Source organism: Rathayibacter sp. AY2B7, assembly GCF_002931635.1.
GTDB lineage: Bacteria > Actinomycetota > Actinomycetes > Actinomycetales > Microbacteriaceae > Rathayibacter.
The window spans coordinates 1-17,350 of sequence record NZ_PSUC01000079.1 but is presented as its reverse complement, the minus strand read 5'-3'; the positions used below and the strand labels follow the sequence as shown (position 1 = coordinate 17,350).

Here is a 17,350-nt window from a genome sequence, read left to right as displayed (position 1 = left end):
ACGACCACCACAGCGCCGGCGGACACGCCCGCCAACACGCCCTCCACCCCGCCCAAGCGCTCGCGCCGGCTGAACATCAACCTCCGGCAGTACGGCATCCTCGCCGCGCTGGCCATCATCATCCTGCTCTTCCAGGTGCTGACCGGCGGGCGCCTGCTCCTGCCCGGCAACGTCAACAACCTGATCCAGCAGAACGCCTACGTGCTGATCCTCGCGATCGGCATGGTGATGGTCATCATCGCCGGCCACATCGACCTCTCGGTCGGCTCGGTCGTGGCGATGGTCGGCGCCATCTCGGCGATCGCGATGAACAACTGGGGCCTGCCCTGGTGGGCGGCCGTCGTCGTCGCCCTCGTCACCGGCGCCGCCGTCGGAGCATGGCAGGGCTTCTGGGTCGCCTTCGTCGGCATACCGGCGTTCATCGTGACCCTCGCGGGCATGCTGATCTTCCGCGGCTTCACCCTCGTCCTCCTCACCGGCGGAACGATCAACGGCCTCCCCACCGAGTTCACCGCGATCGGCGCCGGCTGGCTGCCGGGCGTCCTCGGCGGCATCGCCGGGCGCGACGCGCTCACCCTGGTCCTCGGCCTGATCGTCTGCGTCGTCCTCGTGGCCCAGCAGCTCCGCAGCCGCGCGACCCTCCGCCGCCTCGAGCTGCCCCGCGAGCCCATCGGCTCGCTGGTCGCGAAGTCGGCCATCGCCGTCATCGCGATCATGGCCCTCTCCTGGCTGCTCGCCGGCTACAGCGGAACCCCGATCATCCTGATCGTGCTCGCCGTGCTGATCCTCGCCTACAGCTTCGTGCTCGGCCGGACGGTGTTCGGCCGCCACATCTACGCAATGGGCGGCAACCTGTTCGCCGCGATGATGTCCGGCGTCAAGACGAAGTGGGTCAACTTCTTCATCTTCGTCAACATGGGCGCACTGGCCGGAGTCGCGGGCATCGTCAGCACCGCCCGCGCCGGCGGTGCGGTCGCCTCGGCCGGACAGAACTACGAGCTGGACGCGATCGCCGCGGTCTTCATCGGCGGCGCCGCCGTCCAGGGAGGCGTGGGCACCGTCGTCGGAGCCGTCATCGGCGGACTCGTGATGGGCGTGCTCAACATGGGCCTCTCCATCCTCTCGGTCGACGCGGCCTGGCAGATGGCGATCAAGGGCTTCGTGCTCCTGCTCGCGGTGGCGTTCGACATCTTCAACAAGCGCCGCGCCGGCGGCCGCTAGGCGAACGCCGGGCGCCGCCCAGCGGCGCTCCTCGTCCTTCTCTTCTACAGTTCTCGGGCGCGGCTTCTCCTCGGGGGAGCCGCGCCCGAGTGCATCCGAGACCCGTCGGGGTCCAGCGACAGGCAGGCGATCATGGCAGGAGCAGTCGGAGCCTCCAGCAACGCGCTGCTGCGCCGCACGAACCTCGCGAGCCTCGCGACGCTGGTGCACCGCTCCGGTCCCACCAGCCGCGCCGAGCTCGGCCGCCTCACCGGGCTCAACCGCTCCGCCGTCGCGAACCTCGTCGGCGAGCTGAGCGAGCTCGGCTGGGTCGCGGAGGAGACCACCGCGCCCGACGGCCGCATCGGCCGCCCCAGCGCCACCGTCGTCCCCGGCGACCGGTTCGCGGCCGTGGGCGTCCACCTCGACACCGACGCGATCATCGTCGGCCTCGTCGGCCTGCACGGCGAGCTGCTGCGCCGCGTCCGCTTCGACACCCCCAAGCCCGCGAGCCCGGCCACGGTGGTCCGCGTCGTCACCGGGATCGTCGAGGGCTTCCGCTCCGAGCGGGAGTCGCTCCGCACGCTGGTCGGCGCGGGCGTCGCCGTCCCCGGCCTCGTCCAGGCCGACTCCGGCTTCGTCCACCGCGCCCCGCACCTGGGCTGGCGCGACGTCGACCTCGCCACCCAGCTGAGCCGCGCCCTCGACCTCCCGGTCGCCGTCGGCAACGACGCGACCCTCGGCGCCATCGGCGAGTCCCTCTTCGGAGCCGCGCACGGCGTGGCCGACGTCGTCTACGTCACCGGCGGCGCGGGCGGCATCGGCGGAGGAGTCATCATCGGCGGTGTCCCGCTCCAGGGCTCCTCGGGGTTCGCGGCCGAGCTGGGCCACACCCTCGTCGCCACGAACGGCCGCCTCTGCGGCTGCGGCCGGCGCGGCTGCCTCGAGGCCGAGGTCCGGATGCGCTCCCTCCTCGACGTCCTCGGCGCCCGCGTCCTCGACCAGGACGAGCTCGACATCGCCCTGGGCACCTCCCGCGACCCCGCCGTCCTCGGCGAGGTCGCCCGCCAGGTCGACCTGCTCTCGGAGGGCCTGTCCACCTACATCAACCTCTTCAACCCCACCGCGGTCGTGCTCGGCGGCTTCCTCGGCTCGCTGCTCACCGTCGACCGCGAGCGCCTCGCCGCCCGCGTCTCCGCCCGGGCCCTGAGCGACCTCGCGCGCGGCGTGCGGATCGAGCGAGCCGCCCTGCGCTCGAGGCTGGAACTCGTCGGCGCCGCGGAGCTACCCTGGCGGCGGGCGCTGGCGGATCCCGCCGCCGTCACCGGGGGCGCGCAGCCGCCGGGTGGGAGCAGCAGCCGCGAGGACGCTCTGGGCGCCCGCGCCTGACCCCGGCACTCGAGTGCCGGCACCGCGTCGAGGAGGACGAGCATGGCCGACTGGAACGACACGATCATCGAGGAGTTCCGCGCGAACGGCGGGACCGTGACCACGGGCGGCTTCGGGAGGAGCCTCGTGCTGGTGCACCACCGCGGCGCCCGCTCCGGTGAGGGGCGCGTGACTCCGCTGATGGCGCTGCACCCCTCCGAGGACGTCTGGCTGCTCGCCGCGTCCGCCGCCGGTGCGCCGAAGCACCCCGCCTGGTTCCACAACATGGTCGCCCACCCGGACCTGGCGATCGAGACCCCCGACGACGGCACCGTCGACGTCCGGGCGCGTGTCCTCGCCGGGGAGGAGCGCGACGCCGGCTGGGCCCGCTTCACCAGCGCCTCCGCCGGCTTCCTCGACTACGAGAAGCGCACCACCCGCACCATCCCCGTCGTGGAGCTCACCCGCCGCTGACCGCGGCTCGTCAGCGCAGCGGCACGGGCACCGTGTCCGGCGTGCTCCAGCGCAGCGCGATCCGCTCGCGGAAGCCGCCGCTGCGCAGCTCCGCCTCGAGCGCGTCGATCACCACGGGGAGCAGCGCGCGCCGCTCGATCAGCAGGTCGAGCACGAGCCGGTCGCCCGCCGTCAGCAGCACCGGGCCCGATCCGGGCAGCACCGCGATCCACTGGCACTCCCCCACCTGCACGCTCCGGTGCCGGCGGAGACGTCGGAGCAGCTCGGGCAGCGCCCGCGGATCGAGGGCGGACACGTCGGCACGGAGGGCGATCACCCCGCGAGCGTGCCCGCGACGGACGACCTCCCACCGACCTCCCGGTGAACACCGCGCCTCCGCGGGACGCCGTCCGCGAGAACGACACGACAGGAGCCCGCCCCGCGGCGCCCCGCACCCGGGAACGGGAAAAGCCCCCGACCGGACATCCGATCGGGGGCTTCTTTCCGGTTCTCATGAACTCTGGTGCGCGAGGGGGGAGTTGAACCCCCACGCCCTTTCGGGCACACGGACCTGAACCGTGCGCGTCTGCCTATTCCGCCACTCGCGCTCACCAGCGGCACCGAAGCGCCGACGAGAAATCGTAGCATCCCCCGGCCTCCGAGCCGAACCGGCACCCGCCGCCCCGGGCCGTCGCTCCCCTGGGAGCCGCCACCGGGCCGCCCCGGTGAGAGCGCGCACACGGCACTCCGGCCGCGAAACCACCGCGGAGGATCGCGCATCCAGACCATCCCAGTAACATGCCCGTAGCCGTGCGCGGCGCAGACCAAGAAGAGGAAGCGGCGACGGGCGCGCAGACATCTCGATCCGTGCGCGACCGCCGAGAAGGCGAAGAACCGGAAGATCGGAAGACTGTGGGCATACTGGACAACTTCGAGAAGGGACTCGAGCGCGTCGTCAACGGCGCGTTCGCGCGGACCTTCAAGTCGGGTCTGCAGCCGGTCGAGCTCGCCTCCGCCCTCCGCCGGGAGCTCGACACCTCCGCCGCCGTGGTCAGCCGCGACCGCATCCTCGTCCCCAACAGCCTCGTCCTGCGGATGTCCGCGACCGACCTCGACCGGATGCAGCGCCTCGGCGCCACCCTGATCGACGAGCTCACCACGGTCGCCACCGAGCACGCCACCAAGCAGGGCTTCCGCTTCCCCGGCCCGATCGACATCTCCCTCGCCGTCGATCCGGCGCTCAGCGACGGCATGGTCGAGGTCGACTCCCGCAGCGTGAAGGGCACCGTCGCCTACACGCCCGTCCTCGACATCGACGGCCGGCGCCACCCGATCACGAAGGCGCGCACCGTCATCGGCCGCGGCAGCGACGCCGACATCACCGTCGACGACTCGGGCACGTCCCGCAAGCACGTCGAGATCCTCTGGGACGGCTCCCGCGCCCAGGTGCACGACCTCGGGTCCACGAACGGCTCCAAGCTCGACGGCCGGCCCGTCACGCAAGCGCCCCTGGCCCCCGAGCAGACCATCACGATCGGGCGCACCTCGATCGTCTACCGCGTCGTGCAGGGCTCCGCGCCCGCACGCACCGACCGCCCGTCGTCCGGCAGGGCAGCCGGACGCGGCTCCGAGGGATTCTGGGACGACCGGCTATGAGCGAGCTCACTCTCTTCCTCCTGCGCATCGCGTTCCTCGCGCTGCTGTGGTTCTTCGTGTTCGGCATCGTCTACGCGCTGCGCTCCGACCTGTTCGGGCAGCGCGTGCGCAAGCTGCCGCCCGGCGCGCAGGCCGCGTCCCCCGAGGCCCCGTTCGTGACGGCGGCCCAGCCCGTGGTCGCTGCGGCCGCCCCGGCTCCCGCGCCCGCGCAGCCCGCCTCCCCATCGGCCCCCTCGGCCCGGAGGAGCCGCGAGGCCGCCGCCGAGCGCGCCGAGCAGGGAGGTGCCGCCACGGTCCACACGGCGCAGCGCCTCGTGATCACCTCGGGCCCCAAGCGGGGCACCGAGCTCGAGCTGACCGGCGACCCGCTGACGATCGGCCGCTCCGCCGAGTCGACGCTGGTCATCCGCGACGACTACACCTCGACCCACCACGCGCGCCTGCTCCTCTGGAACGACGAGTGGATGATCCAGGACCTCGACTCCACCAACGGCACCTTCCTCGACGGCCGCCGTGTCGGCGCGCCCACCAAGGTGCCGCTGGAGACGCCCGTGAAGGTCGGCACCACCACCTTCGAACTGCGGCGGTCGTAGCGCGTGGCCCCCACTCCGGAGAGCGGCTCCGGCCACGGCGCGGTGCGCGAGAGCGCCGCCGTCTCGCACGTCGGCAGGATCCGCTCGAACAACCAGGACTCCGGCTACGCGGGCCGGCAGCTCTTCGTCGTCGCCGACGGCATGGGCGGCCACGCGGGCGGCGACGTCGCCTCCTCCATCGCGATCAAGCGCATCGCGGAGGCGGACCGCGTCTACGCCTCCACCTACGAGGCCGAGGACGAGCTCAAGCGCACCCTGCTGGCGGCCAACACCCTGCTGGCCGACGCCGTCGTCGACCACCCCGAGCTCACCGGCATGGGCACCACCGTCAGCGCGATCGCCCGCGTCGGCGAGTCGGTGGCGATCGCGCACATCGGCGACTCCCGCATCTACGTCCTCCGCGACGGCCGGCTCGAGCAGGTCACGACCGACCACACTTTCGTGCAGCGCCTCGTCGACTCCGGCCGCATCACGGAGGAGGAGGCGATGACGCACCCGCGCCGCTCCGTCCTCATGCGGGTCCTCGGCGACGTGCACACCAACCCCGAGATCGACACGCTCACGCTCGAGACCGAGCCGCACGACCGCTGGCTGATCTGCTCCGACGGCCTCTCCGGCGTCGTCCCGCACGACGAGATCCTCAAGGAGCTCAGCCGCGACGAAACCGCCCAGCAGGTGGCCGACCGCCTGATCCGCGACAGCCTCTCGCACGGCGCCCCGGACAACGTCACCGTCGTCGTCCTCGACATCCCCGGCGCGGGCGACACCGCGCGCATCCTCGCCCCCGTGGAGGAGCCGGTGGTCGTCGGATCGGCCGCCGCGCCCACGCCCTTCAGCACCGACGACTCGCAGAACCGCGTCCGGATCCCCGGCCTCCGCCTGCACACCCGGGCTCCCGCCGCGCAGGGCCCCACCCACTTCGAGCCCGCGTCCGAGGACTACCTCGACGAGCTGATCGAGGAGGACCGCCGCCGGCACCTGCGCCGCCGCATCACCTGGCTCGTCGGCCTGTCCCTCGTGCTCATCATCGGATTCCTCGGGATCCTCTTCGCCTACGACTGGACGCAGTCGCGCTTCTACGTCGGCACCGACGGGGACACCGTGATCATCTACCAGGGCATCCAGCAGTCGGTCGGCCCGCTCTCGCTCTCGGAGGTGAAGGAGGACACGGGCATCCCGCTCGACTCCCTCCGCGCCTACGACGTCGAGCAGCTGGAGCAGACGATCAGCGCCGACTCCTACGCCGGCGCGGTCGACATCGTCGAGCGCCTCACGGACGCGAACGGAGCACCATGACGGACGCCGCCACGGCCACCGCCCGCCCCGCCCCCGAGCGGCAGGGCTTCTTCCGCCAGAAGCTGCGCAATCTCGAGCTCCTGCTCCTGATCGGCGCATGCCTCATCGACGCCGGCGCAATCGTGCTCGTGCAGCTCGGCGCCCTCGGCTCGATCGACACCACGCTGGTCTCGCTGGGCGCCGGCCTCTCGGCGCTCGTGCTCGCCGTGCACGTCGTGCTGCGCTTCGCGGCCCCCGCGGCCGACCCCTTCCTCCTCCCGATCGCCACCGTGCTGAACGGCCTGGGCGTCGCCGAGATCTACCGGATCGACATCGCCGACGGCGCGACCGGCTGGGAGTCGGTGGCGATGCGGCAGATCTTCTGGAGCGCCCTGGCCGTCGTGGCGGCGATCGTGGTGCTGCTGGTCATCCGCAACCACCGCGTGCTGTTCCGCTACACCTACGTCGCCGGGTTCGCGGCGATCGTGCTGCTCCTGCTGCCGCTCCTGCCCTTCATCGGCCGCGAGGTCAGCGGCGCGCGCGTCTGGATCGGGATCGGCGACGTGGCGAGCTTCCAGCCCGGCGAGATCGCCAAGATCGCCCTCGCGGTCTTCTTCGCCGGCTACCTCGTGCGCAACCGCGACTCCCTCTCGATGGTGGGCCGCACCGTCCTCGGTATGCGCTTCCCGCGCCTGCGCGACCTCGGCCCGATCCTGGTGGTCTGGGCGGTCACGATGGGCGTCATCGTCTTCCAGCGCGACCTGGGGACGGCTCTGCTCTACTTCGGCCTGTTCCTGGTCATGCTCTACGTCGCGACCGGCCGCACCAGCTGGGTCCTCATCGGCGTCGGCCTGTTCCTCGGCGGCGCGCTGCTGGCGAGCCAGACGCTCGACTACGTGGGCAACCGCTTCGCCAACTGGCTCGAGCCCTTCAGCGCCGAGCGCTACGGGGCGGATCCGGGCGGCAGCTACCAGCTCGTGCAGGGCCTCTTCGGCCTCGCGCACGGCGGGCTGCTCGGCACGGGCCTCGGCCAGGGGATGCCGGATCTCACGCCGGTCCCGCAGTCCGACTACATCATCGCCAGCCTCGGCGAGGAGCTGGGCCTCGCCGGGCTCTTCGCGATCTTCGGCCTCTACCTCCTGCTGGTCTCGCGCGGGTTCCGCATCGGCTTCGCCGGGCAGGACGACTTCGGGCGCCTCCTGGGAGTCGGCCTCTCGTTCGTGATCGCCCTGCAGTGCTTCATCGTCATCGGAGGCGTCACCCGCGTCATCCCGCTGACCGGCCTGACCACGCCGTTCCTCGCCGCCGGCGGCTCCTCCCTCGTGGCGAACTGGATGATCGTGGCGGTGCTGCTGCGCCTGTCCGACACAGTCCGCAGTCAGCCTCGTCTGGTGGTGTGATCCGTCGATGAACCGAGAACTCAAACGGGTGAGCCTCGTCGTGCTGACGATGTTCGTGGCCCTCTTCCTCTCCACCACCACCATCCAGGTGATCCAGGCCGACTCCCTCGACGAGGACGGCCGCAACACGCGGACCCTCTACGAGAGCTTCTCGACAGAGCGCGGTGCGATCCTCGCCGGCGGTCAGCCGATCGCCTCCTCGACGCCGTCGGACGACCTCTACAAGTTCCAGCGGCAGTACGCGAACGGCCCGCTCTACTCCGCCGTGACCGGCTACTTCACCCTGAACCAGGGCACCACCGGCATCGAGCGCACGCTCAACGACTACCTCTCGGGCACCTCGAACTCGCAGTTCTTCGACGAGATCAACAACCTCGTCACGGGCCAGGACCCGAAGGGCGCGTCGGTCGAGCTCTCGATCGACCCGGTCGCCCAGCAGGCCGCCTTCGACGCGCTCGGCGACTACACGGGGGCCGTCGTCGTGACGGAGCCGGCCACCGGCCGCATCCTCGCGATGGTCTCGAAGCCCGCCTTCGATCCCACCGCGCTCGCCTCCCACGACACCGACGACGTCCTCGCCGCCTACCGGGCGCTGAACGACGACTCCTCCGAGCCCCTCGTGAACCGGGCGATCGGCGGCTCGCTCAATCCGCCCGGCTCCGTCTTCAAGCTCGTCGTGGCCTCGGCCGCCCTCGAGTCCGGCCGTTTCACGGCCGACTCGAGCTTCCCCAACGTCGAGTCCTACACGCTGCCCGGCTCCTCGTCGCAGGTGATCAACTCCGGAGGCGGTCTCTGCGGCTCCGGAGAGACGGTCACGCTGGCCACCGCCGTCTCGCTCTCCTGCAACGTCCCGATGGCCGAGATGGGCGTGCAGCTGGGAGCGGACGCGATCCGCTCGCAGGCCGAGAAGTTCGGCTTCGACACCGAGCTCGAGATCCCGATGTCGGTCGAGGCGAGCACCTACCCGACGAAGACGGACGACGCCCAGACGGCCCTCACCGCCTTCGGGCAGTACGAGGTGCGCGCGACGCCGCTGCAGATCGCCATGGTCTCCGCGGCGATCGCGAACGGCGGCGAGGTGATGCAGCCGAACCTGGTCGACTCGATCCGCTCGCAGGACCTCAGCGTGCTGCAGCAGTTCCAGGAGAAGTCGCTCGGCCGGGCGGTGAGCACGCAGACCGCGGACGCCGTCAAGGCGATGATGGTCGCCAGCGTCCAGGGCGGCGCGGCGACGAATGCAACAATAGGGGGCGTCACTGTGGCCGGTAAGACCGGTACCGCCGAGAACGGCGGGGACGACCCGTACACCCTCTGGTTCACCGGCTTCGCGCCTGCGGACGACCCGCAGTACGCCATCACCGTGCTCGTGGAGAACGGTGGAGGGCTCGGCCAGACCGGGTACGGCAACCTGATCGCCGCACCCATCGGACAACAGGTACTAGAGGCGGTGCTGAACAAATGAGACCCACGACAGGCCTCACCTTCGGGGGACGCTACGAGCTGCAGTCCCGGATCGCCATCGGCGGCATGGGAGAGGTGTGGCAGGCGACAGATCTCGTCATCGGCCGCACCATCGCGATCAAGATCCTGAAGGACGAGTACCTCGGCGACCCCGGCTTCCTCGAGCGCTTCCGCGCCGAGGCCCGCCACGCGGCGCTGGTCAACCACGAGGGCATCGCCAACGTCTACGACTACGGCGAGGAGGACGGCTCGGCCTACCTGGTCATGGAGCTCGTCCCCGGCGAGGCGCTCTCGACCGTCCTCGAGCGCGAGCGCGTCCTCTCGACCGACAAGGTCCTCGACATCGTCGCGCAGACCGCGCTCGCCCTGCACGCCGCGCACGCCGCGGGCCTCGTGCACCGCGACGTGAAGCCGGGCAACCTGCTCATCACGCCGGACGGCCGCGTCAAGATCACCGACTTCGGCATCGCGCGCATCGCCGACCAGGTCCCGCTGACGGCGACCGGGCAGGTCATGGGCACGGTCCAGTACCTGTCCCCGGAGCAGGCGAGCGGCCAGCCCGCCTCCCCCGCCACCGACATCTACTCGCTGGGCATCGTCGCGTACGAGTGCCTGGCCGGGCGCCGCCCCTTCACGGGCGAGTCGCAGGTCGCCATCGCGATGGCGCAGATCAACGACACCCCGCCGGAGCTGCCGGTCACGGTCGCGGAGCCGGTGCGCAACCTCGTCTACTCCTGCATCGCCAAGAAGCCGGCCGACCGCCCCGCCACCGCCGCGCACCTCGCGCGGGCGGCCCAGGCGCTCCGCTCGGGCGACGTGCGCGGAGCGGCGCTGGCCGTCCCCGCGGTCCTCAGCGACCTGCCCGCGACGCAGGCGACCACGGTCCTCCCCTCCAACCAGGGCGCGACGCAGGCGACCACGGTGCTGCCCTCCGGCGCGGCCGCGGCCGCGGCCGCCGCTCCGTTCGTGCCGATCGAGGAGCCGCTCGAGCCGGCCGAGGAGCCGCGCAGGCGCAGCCCGTGGACCTGGCCGCTGATCGCCCTCATCGTGATCCTCGCCGTCGTCATCGCGGGCACCATCTTCGCCCTGACGACCGGCGGGAGCAGCGACCCGGCCGCCTCCCCCACCGCGACGACCAGCACGGCCCCGCCGCCGACGCCGTCCGAGACTCCGAGCCCCACGCCGACGCCGACCTCGAACACGGTGGTCATCGACAAGGCCGACTACGTCGGGCGCTCCTTCGACGACGTCGAGACCGAGCTCGAGGCCCTGGGCATGGGCGTCCGGCGCGCGGACGGCCCGAGCGCCCCCACCGCCGAGCAGGTCGGACTCGTCGAGGACGTGAACCCCACCGCGAACGTGGTGAAGGGCACGACCATCGAGGTCTCCGTCTTCACCGAGGTCGCGACCCCGGACGCACCGACCGCCGTGCCGACCGTCACCCCCGCCGCCTCCAGCGTCGAGGCGGGCGCGACGTTCAACGTCACCTGGAGCAACTACAACCAGTGCCCGAGCGGAACCTCCGTGAGCGGTTACCGGGTGACCGCGACCGGTGAGGGCGCGAGCGTGACGAGCACCAACCCGTCGAACTCGACGACCGCGACGATCCAGGCCGGCACCGCGGCCGGCACGATCGACGTCACGTACACCGTGCTCTGCGGCGAGTCGGAGTCGGCGGCCTCGCCCACCCTCTCCGTCACCGTCGAGGAGCCGGCTCCGACCCCGGCGCCGACCCCCACCTCGAAGGCCACCTCGACGCCCACCCCCTCCGAGTAGCGGCGGCGCGCCGGGCCGGGGCACCGCTCCGGCCCGGCGCCTCGCGGCCGTCGCGTCGCGCCCCCGCCCGGAACACCAGGGGCCCATAGGTACACTTGCCGTGGCTCCTCGGGGCCGCACCACACGGAAGTACAGGGCGGGAGCGTGCGCGTGACGGATGAGGGTCGCCTGATCGCGGGACGGTACCAGGTCGGGCCCCGGCTCGGCCGCGGCGGGATGTCCGAGGTGTACCTCGGCACCGACACCCGGCTCGGCCGCACCGTCGCCATCAAGGAGCTGAAGCTCTCCCTCTCCTCCGACTCCGCCTTCCGCCTGCGGTTCCGCCAGGAGGCGCAGTCCGCGTCGCGCATGTCGCATCCCACGATCGTCCGGGTCTTCGATGCCGGCGAGGAGGTCTCGCTCGACGACAACGGCGCCGAGTCGCGCCGGCCCTTCATCGTCATGGAGCACATCGAGGGCCGCCTCCTCAAGGACCTGATCGCCGAGGGCCCCCTCGACGTGGACGAGGCCGTCCGCATCACGGAGGGCATCCTCACCGCCCTCGAGTACTCGCACCGCGCAGGCGTCGTCCACCGCGACATCAAGCCCGGCAACATCATGCTGACCCCGTCGGGCCAGGTGAAGGTGATGGACTTCGGGATCGCCCGCGCCGTCTCCGACTCGGCCGCCACGGTCGCTCAGACCACGGCGATCCTCGGCACCGCGGCCTACTTCTCCCCCGAGCAGGCGAAGGGCGAGCAGGTCGACGCCCGCAGCGACCTCTACTCCGCCGGCATCGTGCTCTTCGAGCTCCTCACCGGCCGTGCGCCCTTCCGCGGCGACACCCCGGTGGCAGTCGCCTACCAGCACGTCAGCGAGACGCCGCCGGCGCCGAGCTCCATCAACCCGGCTGTCACGCCGGCGCTCGACGCGGTCGTCGCCCGCGCACTGTCGAAGGACCGCTACGAGCGCTTCCAGGGAGCTGCGGAGTTCCGCGACGACCTGCGCGACGCCGCCGCCGGACGCCTCCCCGACCACCGCCCGATCGACGAGCTGACCACCTCGCTCTTCGCGGCCCGCAGCCAGGGCGGAGTCAACGACTCCGAGCTCGCCCTCCGCCAGCTGGCCGAGGACAACTCGATCGTCCGCACCCAGCGCCGCCCGCCGGTCCTCTGGATCTGGTCCTCGATCGTCGTGCTGGCCGTGATCGTCGCCGCGCTCGTGATCTGGGTGCTGACGCTCCAGCCCGCGTCGACACTGCCGTCGCAGTCGCGCGAGGTCCCCACCCTCACGGAGACCACCTACGACAGCGCCCAGTCGACCCTGACCGAGCTCGATCTCGTGCCGAGCCAGGTCGCGGAGTACAGCTCGACCGTCCCCGAGGGCGAGGTGATCCGCACGGATCCGGGCTCGGGCACCATCGTCGCGCCCGAGACGGTCATCCGCATCGTCGTGTCCCAGGGCCCGCAGCCCGTCGCCGTGCCGGACACCGTCGGGCGGAGCCTCGCCGAGGCCATCGACGCGCTCACCGCCGTCGGCTTCGTCGAGGGCTCCCAGACCCGCGAGAACTCGCCGACCGTCCCGGGCGACGTCGTGCTCTCCGCCTCCCCCGGAGCGGGCCAGCAGGTCGCCCCGGGCACGCCGGTCGACCTCACCGTCTCCTCCGGCCAGGTCACGCTCCCCGACCTCGTCGGGACGTCCCTCAGCAGCGCACTGGCCACCCTCGCCTCCGAGAAGCTGCAGCTCGTGGGGGTCGAGGTCCCGGACGAGACCTGCGACGCGACCCGGGCGAACCCGCCCATCACGACCCAGTCCCTCGCTCCGGGCGACGTCCCGCAGGGATCGACCGTCCAGCTCGGCTACTGCGCGGGCTGACCCGGCCTGCAGCCCGCTGCGGCTGCGGCTGCGGCTGCGGCCGACGGCGCCCGGTGGAGGCCGGGCCGCTGCTCTGCGCGCCGAAGAGGGCTCGTCCGGACGTTGCTCGTCGGGTTCGATGCTCCGCGAGGCCGACAGCCCCGGGGTGAACGGCTACGCCCGGCGAGCGTCGGCGAGCGGTTGCTGGAGCCGCACGACCTCGCCGGCTGCCGATCCGTCGGCGGGGCGTGCGATCCTGCCGCGGATGTCGCTCGGGGTGAGCCCCTCGCGGCGCTTGAGCGCACGGCGGAGGTGGTCCGCCGAGGAGAATCCGGACGCGGCGGCGATCGCCTCGAGCGGGACCTCCCGCGGGCGGCGGCGCAGGAGCTCCACGGCGCTGGCGACGCGGGAGCGCTCGATCTCGCTCGCGACCGTGGTGCCCGCGTCCTCGAAGAGCCGCTGGAGGGAGCGGGTGGACACGTTGACCGCGTCGGCCACCGCCTCCGGGGTGCAGCGCGGCGTGCGGTGCGTCCGGTCGATGACCGTGCGCGCGCGCCCGAGCGTGGCGGCGCGCACGCTCGTGGTGCCGGGCTGCGAGCACGCCGCCGCGAGGAACGCGCTGGTGAGGAGCTGCTTGACCACGTGGGCGAAGCCGGTGACCTCGCCCTCGCCGGGCAGCCCCGTCCCGGACTCCGCCGCGAGGGCGAAGGCGGTCGTGAAGGCGTATGCGGCGCGGGTGGACCGGGCGTCGGGATCGAGCGCATAGACCGGGGCCGACGTGTCGAAGCCGTAGCGGCGCATCTCGTCGGCCCGCAGCGAGAGGTGGAGGATCGTGGCCGGTGTCGTCGACTCGGTCGTGAACGTCGTGGTCCCCTGCTGGTACGAGATCGAGCCCGGACGCAGCAGCACCGTTCGGTCCGGTGCGACCATGCGCACGAAGCCGTCGATGAGGAAGCTGAAGGTGAGGAAGGAGGTGTCGTCGGCCGGCCACGTCCCGCGGAGGACGCGCAGCGGCGAGACCGTCATCAGCACGACGCTCAGATCGGCGGTGCCGAATCCCGAACCGGTGATGCTCGGAACGGTGCCGGGTTTGACGACGATGCGCGGACCGAGATTCTCGAGTTCTCGGATTCCCGAGAAAGCCCAGGAGATCGATGCGACCATGAGGTCCCCCCGGACTTCTCTTCTGCGGCGCCGACCCCCTGTCGACGCCCTCTGATTATGCAGGGAAAAGGGGTCGCATCCTCCGCCGGGAGCCCGTCAAAACCCGCCACCTGATCGGGGGGTGCGCAAGGGGGTGGACAAGGTCGCGCTCATACCCTGTCACGGCGTTCTCCTCCGCCCGCCGTCATTTAGCCGTCAGATGGCGGATTTCTGCGTGAGAACGCGCTCAGGGCGGCATCCCCGTTCGGGGGACGGTGGTCGCTGATCATTCTCCATGCTCTCGACTCGATAACGAGCCCGATAAGCCCGGCGAATTCCGCCTCATCGAGCCGGGATCGAGAGTCCGGGCGTGTCGTCCGCCGATACGGACGATCCGCTCGACAACACCTCGCGCAGCCAGTTCTCGAGAAGGCGCCGCCCGCCCTCGGTGAGGACCGACTCCGGATGGAACTGCACGCCCACGAGCGGAGCACTCCGGTGCCGGACGGCCATGACCACTCCCTCCGGTGTCCGCGCCGTCACCCGCAGCTCCTCGGGAAGGCTCTCGCCGTCGACCGCGAGCGAGTGGTACCGCATCGCGGCGAATCCGGAGGGCAGGCCGTCGAAGAGCGGATCTCCGTCGTGGAGGACCGCGGACGTCCGGCCGTGCAGCAGCTCCGGCGCCTCCGTGACGCGGGCGCCGAGAGCATGGGCGAGCACCTGGTGGCCGAGGCAGACTCCGAGCAGCGGCCGCCCGGTCGCCTCCGCCCGCTGCACGAGCGCCGTCGACGCGGGGACGTCCTCGGGGCGACCCGGCCCGGGTGAGACCAGGACTCCGTCCGCGTCCTCCGCGCGAGCCAGGAGCGCCGTGATCCCGAGGTCGTCTCCCTCGACCACGTCGACCTCGGCACCGAGCTCGCGGAGGTACGAGACGAGCGTGAAGACGAAGCTGTCGTGGTGGTCGACGACCAGGATCCGCGGGGCCGCGCCGGCGGTCACGAGCCGACGGTCACGTTCCGGTCGAGCACGAGAGACTGCACCCAGGGGAACACCCACTCGTCGAGCGCCACCAGGACCGCCGCGACGAGGACGAGGACGATCAGGAGCCGGACCCACCACGGCCCGGGCAGGAGCCGCCACAGCGCTGCGTACACGGTCAGCCCTCCTGAGCCAGCGAGGCGGCGATCTCGGCGGGGGCCCCCGCGGACCGCGGCTGGAACGAGTCGAAGACGCCGTACGCGATGATCCGCTCGGCCGTCGAGTAGAGCGGGTTGCAGCTCGTCAGCGTGATCAGGCGGTCGGTGGGAGCCGCGTCCGGAGTCCACGGGACGGGGTCGATCACCTGGACGTCGGAGGGCTGGACGTACTCGAGGTTGCGGAAGCGGTAGGTGTACCAGCCGTCCGCCGTCTCGATGTAGATCGAATCGCCGAGCTGGAGCTCGTCGATCAGATGCATGCCTCCGCCGTACGCGCTGCGGTGCGCGGCGAGCGCGAAGTTGCCGGCCTGGCCGGGCATCTGCGTCCCGGGGTAGTGGCCGATGCTCCCCTCGTCGAGCACGTTCTCGGCGTCGATGCCCTCGGCGATCGTGCGCACCCACCCCTCGCCGTAGCGGGGGATGTAGAGGTTGCCGAAGGAGGTGTCGAGGGCGGCGGCCGACGCGACGACCGGCTCCGCCGGGGCGGCATCGGTCGGCTGCGGTGCCGGAGAGGAGTCGCTCCAGGTCTCGCGGAGCTCCGCGGCCTGCGTCGTCTGTCGGCCCGCGATCACCGCGTCGTTCCACCAGAGCTGCCAGGCCAGGAAGAGCAGGACCAGGACGCCGGCGGTCATCAGGAGCTCGCCGACGACTCCGAAGAACGAGAGTCGTCGGACCGGGCGGGCCCTCCGTCGCTTCGCTCGCGGCCGCAGAGCCGCCCCGTCGGGGTTCTGGGCGGTCATGCGACGAGTCTAGGCGCGAGCCGTGACCGGCTGTGGCGCATGAACCGGACCTGTGGAGAGGCCTCCCGAGTCGCCGCCTGAGGAGGGCCGAGGGGACCACTCGAGCGCCCGCACCGGCCGCTCCGCGAGTCCGCACAGCACCCGCGCAGCCCCGGCGCTCCCGGCCCGGAGCCTCCGCCCGGTACAGTGGTCGGCATGGCACGAGCGACGAAGAGCCCGAAGCCCGAGCGCGACGAGGCCCGGACCGGCGAGAACGCACCGAATCCGGTCTGGTTCAAGCCGGTGATGTTCGGCTTCATGCTGCTCGGACTCGCCTGGATCATCGTCTTCTACGTGAGCCAGGGCACCCTGCCGATCCCCGATCTCGGCAACCTCAACATCCTGATCGGCTTCGGCATCGCGTTCATCGGCTTCCTGATGACGACGCGCTGGCGCTGAGCCTCCCCCCGTCGTGAACGACGCCCCGTCCGGTCCGCCGACGGGGCGTTCGTCGTCGGTGGAGCGTCTGCGCGCCGCCGGCTGCGTCTTCGCCGAGGAGGAGGCGGGCCTGCTCGAGGAGGCCGCCGGCTCCTCCTCCGACCTCGAGCTGCTGCTCCGCCGCCGCGAGACGGGCGAGCCCCTCGAGCAGATCCTCGGCTGGGTCGCCTTCCGCGGCCTGCGCGTCCCCGTCGCACCCGGCGTCTTCGTGCCCCGCGTGCGCACCGAGTGGCTGGTCGACTGCGCCCTGGAGGTCCTCCCGGGCGGCGCCGTGGTGCTCGACCTCTGCTGCGGATCCGGCGCCCTCGCCCGGTCGATCGCGGAGGAGCGGCCGGACGTCCGCCTGCTCGCCGCCGACCTCTCCCCCGCCGCCGTCGCCTGCGCGCGCCGCACGCTCGCAGGCCGCGCCGACGTCCACGAGGGCGACCTCTTCGACGCGCTCCCCGGGAGTGAGCGCGGGCGGATCGACGTCGTCGTCGTCAACGCCCCCTACGTCCCCACCGCGGCGATCGCGCTCATGCCGCCGGAGGCCCGGGTGCACGAGCCGATGCTCACGCTCGACGGCGGGTCGGACGGGCTCGCCCTGCACCGCCGCATCGCTCAGGAGGCGGGGGCGTGGCTCGCACCGCACGGCGTCGTCGTGATCGAGGTCGGCGCGGATCAGGCTGCGGCGAGTGCCTCCGCGTTCCAGGCGGCCGGGTTCGCCACCTCGCTGCACCGCGACGACGACCGTGAGGCGACGGCCCTGGTGGCCGTCCGCCGGAGAACTACACCGCTGT

Annotated in this window: 17 protein-coding genes and 1 tRNA gene; 12 read left to right on the top strand and 6 right to left on the bottom strand. The window is 72.1% G+C overall.

Annotation, left to right across the window (positions count from 1 at the left end; genetic code table 11):
* The 3 genes from mmsB to C5C27_RS12545 form a co-directional block, all read left to right on the top strand.
* On the top strand, nucleotides 1-1,221 hold a 1,221-nt coding region (gene mmsB, locus C5C27_RS12555), incomplete at its 5' end, for a multiple monosaccharide ABC transporter permease (RefSeq protein ID WP_374955280.1).
* A gap of 132 nt (nucleotides 1,222-1,353) precedes the next feature.
* Nucleotides 1,354-2,589, top strand: a complete 1,236-nt coding sequence (locus C5C27_RS12550) for an ROK family transcriptional regulator (protein WP_104222655.1) — start codon at nucleotides 1,354-1,356, stop codon at nucleotides 2,587-2,589.
* A 42-nt stretch (nucleotides 2,590-2,631) separates the two neighbouring features.
* Complete coding sequence (locus C5C27_RS12545; RefSeq protein ID WP_104314554.1) at nucleotides 2,632-3,042, top strand: nitroreductase/quinone reductase family protein; 411 nt, start codon at nucleotides 2,632-2,634, stop codon at nucleotides 3,040-3,042.
* A gap of 10 nt (nucleotides 3,043-3,052) precedes the next feature.
* Here the strand turns inward: C5C27_RS12545 and C5C27_RS12540 are convergent, their stop codons facing one another.
* Complete coding sequence (locus C5C27_RS12540; RefSeq protein WP_104255651.1) at nucleotides 3,053-3,358, bottom strand: hypothetical protein; 306 nt, start codon at nucleotides 3,356-3,358, stop codon at nucleotides 3,053-3,055.
* 184 nt (nucleotides 3,359-3,542) lie between these two features.
* Nucleotides 3,543-3,629, bottom strand: a tRNA-Leu gene (locus C5C27_RS12535).
* Nucleotides 3,630-3,933: 304 nt separating this feature from the next.
* On the opposite strand from C5C27_RS12535, the gene C5C27_RS12530 reads away from it, so the two are divergent.
* The 7 genes from C5C27_RS12530 to pknB all read left to right on the top strand — a co-directional run bounded on the left by C5C27_RS12530 (nucleotide 3,934) and on the right by pknB (nucleotide 13,036).
* Entirely contained in the window at nucleotides 3,934-4,677 is a 744-nt protein-coding gene (locus C5C27_RS12530; RefSeq protein WP_104225775.1) for a DUF3662 and FHA domain-containing protein, read from the top strand.
* Nucleotides 4,674-5,270 carry an FHA domain-containing protein gene (locus C5C27_RS12525; protein ID WP_104314553.1) on the top strand — a complete coding sequence of 199 codons (597 nt, stop codon included), beginning with the start codon at nucleotides 4,674-4,676 and terminating at the stop codon, nucleotides 5,268-5,270. The genes C5C27_RS12530 and C5C27_RS12525 overlap by 4 nt, the downstream gene beginning before the upstream one ends.
* A gap of 3 nt (nucleotides 5,271-5,273) precedes the next feature.
* Nucleotides 5,274-6,566: a Stp1/IreP family PP2C-type Ser/Thr phosphatase gene (locus C5C27_RS12520; protein ID WP_244229533.1), complete on the top strand. Its 1,293-nt coding sequence runs from the start codon at nucleotides 5,274-5,276 to the stop codon at nucleotides 6,564-6,566.
* Nucleotides 6,563-7,945 (top strand): FtsW/RodA/SpoVE family cell cycle protein, encoded by a 1,383-nt coding sequence (locus C5C27_RS12515; protein WP_104314552.1) that lies wholly within the window; start codon nucleotides 6,563-6,565, stop codon nucleotides 7,943-7,945. Before C5C27_RS12520 ends, C5C27_RS12515 begins: the two co-directional genes overlap by 4 nt.
* Before the next feature lie 7 nt (nucleotides 7,946-7,952).
* Nucleotides 7,953-9,407, top strand: coding sequence for a penicillin-binding protein 2 (locus tag C5C27_RS12510; protein WP_104238016.1), 1,455 nt, complete (start codon nucleotides 7,953-7,955; stop codon nucleotides 9,405-9,407).
* Nucleotides 9,404-11,182, top strand: a complete 1,779-nt coding sequence (locus tag C5C27_RS12505) for a serine/threonine-protein kinase (protein ID WP_104314551.1) — start codon at nucleotides 9,404-9,406, stop codon at nucleotides 11,180-11,182. The genes C5C27_RS12510 and C5C27_RS12505 overlap by 4 nt, the downstream gene beginning before the upstream one ends.
* A gap of 150 nt (nucleotides 11,183-11,332) precedes the next feature.
* A complete protein-coding gene (gene pknB, locus C5C27_RS12500; RefSeq protein ID WP_104314555.1) occupies nucleotides 11,333-13,036 on the top strand; it encodes a Stk1 family PASTA domain-containing Ser/Thr kinase in 1,704 nt (567 codons plus the stop codon).
* A gap of 153 nt (nucleotides 13,037-13,189) precedes the next feature.
* Here the strand turns inward: pknB and C5C27_RS12495 are convergent, their stop codons facing one another.
* From C5C27_RS12495 to C5C27_RS12485, 4 genes are all read right to left on the bottom strand, one after another.
* Nucleotides 13,190-14,179, bottom strand: a complete 990-nt coding sequence (locus C5C27_RS12495) for a helix-turn-helix domain-containing protein (protein ID WP_104314550.1) — start codon at nucleotides 14,177-14,179, stop codon at nucleotides 13,190-13,192.
* Between the two features lie 321 nt (nucleotides 14,180-14,500).
* On the bottom strand, nucleotides 14,501-15,157 hold the full coding sequence (locus C5C27_RS12490; protein ID WP_104314549.1) for an aminodeoxychorismate/anthranilate synthase component II: 657 nt from the start codon (nucleotides 15,155-15,157) through the stop codon (nucleotides 14,501-14,503).
* The gene (locus C5C27_RS18100; protein WP_167299010.1) at nucleotides 15,154-15,312 is read right to left on the bottom strand and encodes a hypothetical protein; all 159 of its coding nucleotides are present in this window, start codon (nucleotides 15,310-15,312) and stop codon (nucleotides 15,154-15,156) included. The genes C5C27_RS12490 and C5C27_RS18100 overlap by 4 nt, the downstream gene beginning before the upstream one ends.
* A gap of 2 nt (nucleotides 15,313-15,314) precedes the next feature.
* On the bottom strand, nucleotides 15,315-16,094 hold the full coding sequence (locus C5C27_RS12485; protein WP_104314548.1) for a class E sortase: 780 nt from the start codon (nucleotides 16,092-16,094) through the stop codon (nucleotides 15,315-15,317).
* A 195-nt stretch (nucleotides 16,095-16,289) separates the two neighbouring features.
* On the opposite strand from C5C27_RS12485, the gene C5C27_RS12480 reads away from it, so the two are divergent.
* Entirely contained in the window at nucleotides 16,290-16,532 is a 243-nt protein-coding gene (locus C5C27_RS12480; protein WP_104222667.1) for a cell division protein CrgA, read from the top strand.
* A gap of 58 nt (nucleotides 16,533-16,590) precedes the next feature.
* The coding region (locus tag C5C27_RS12475; protein ID WP_104314547.1) for a putative protein N(5)-glutamine methyltransferase at nucleotides 16,591-17,350 on the top strand (760 nt) is incomplete at its 3' end.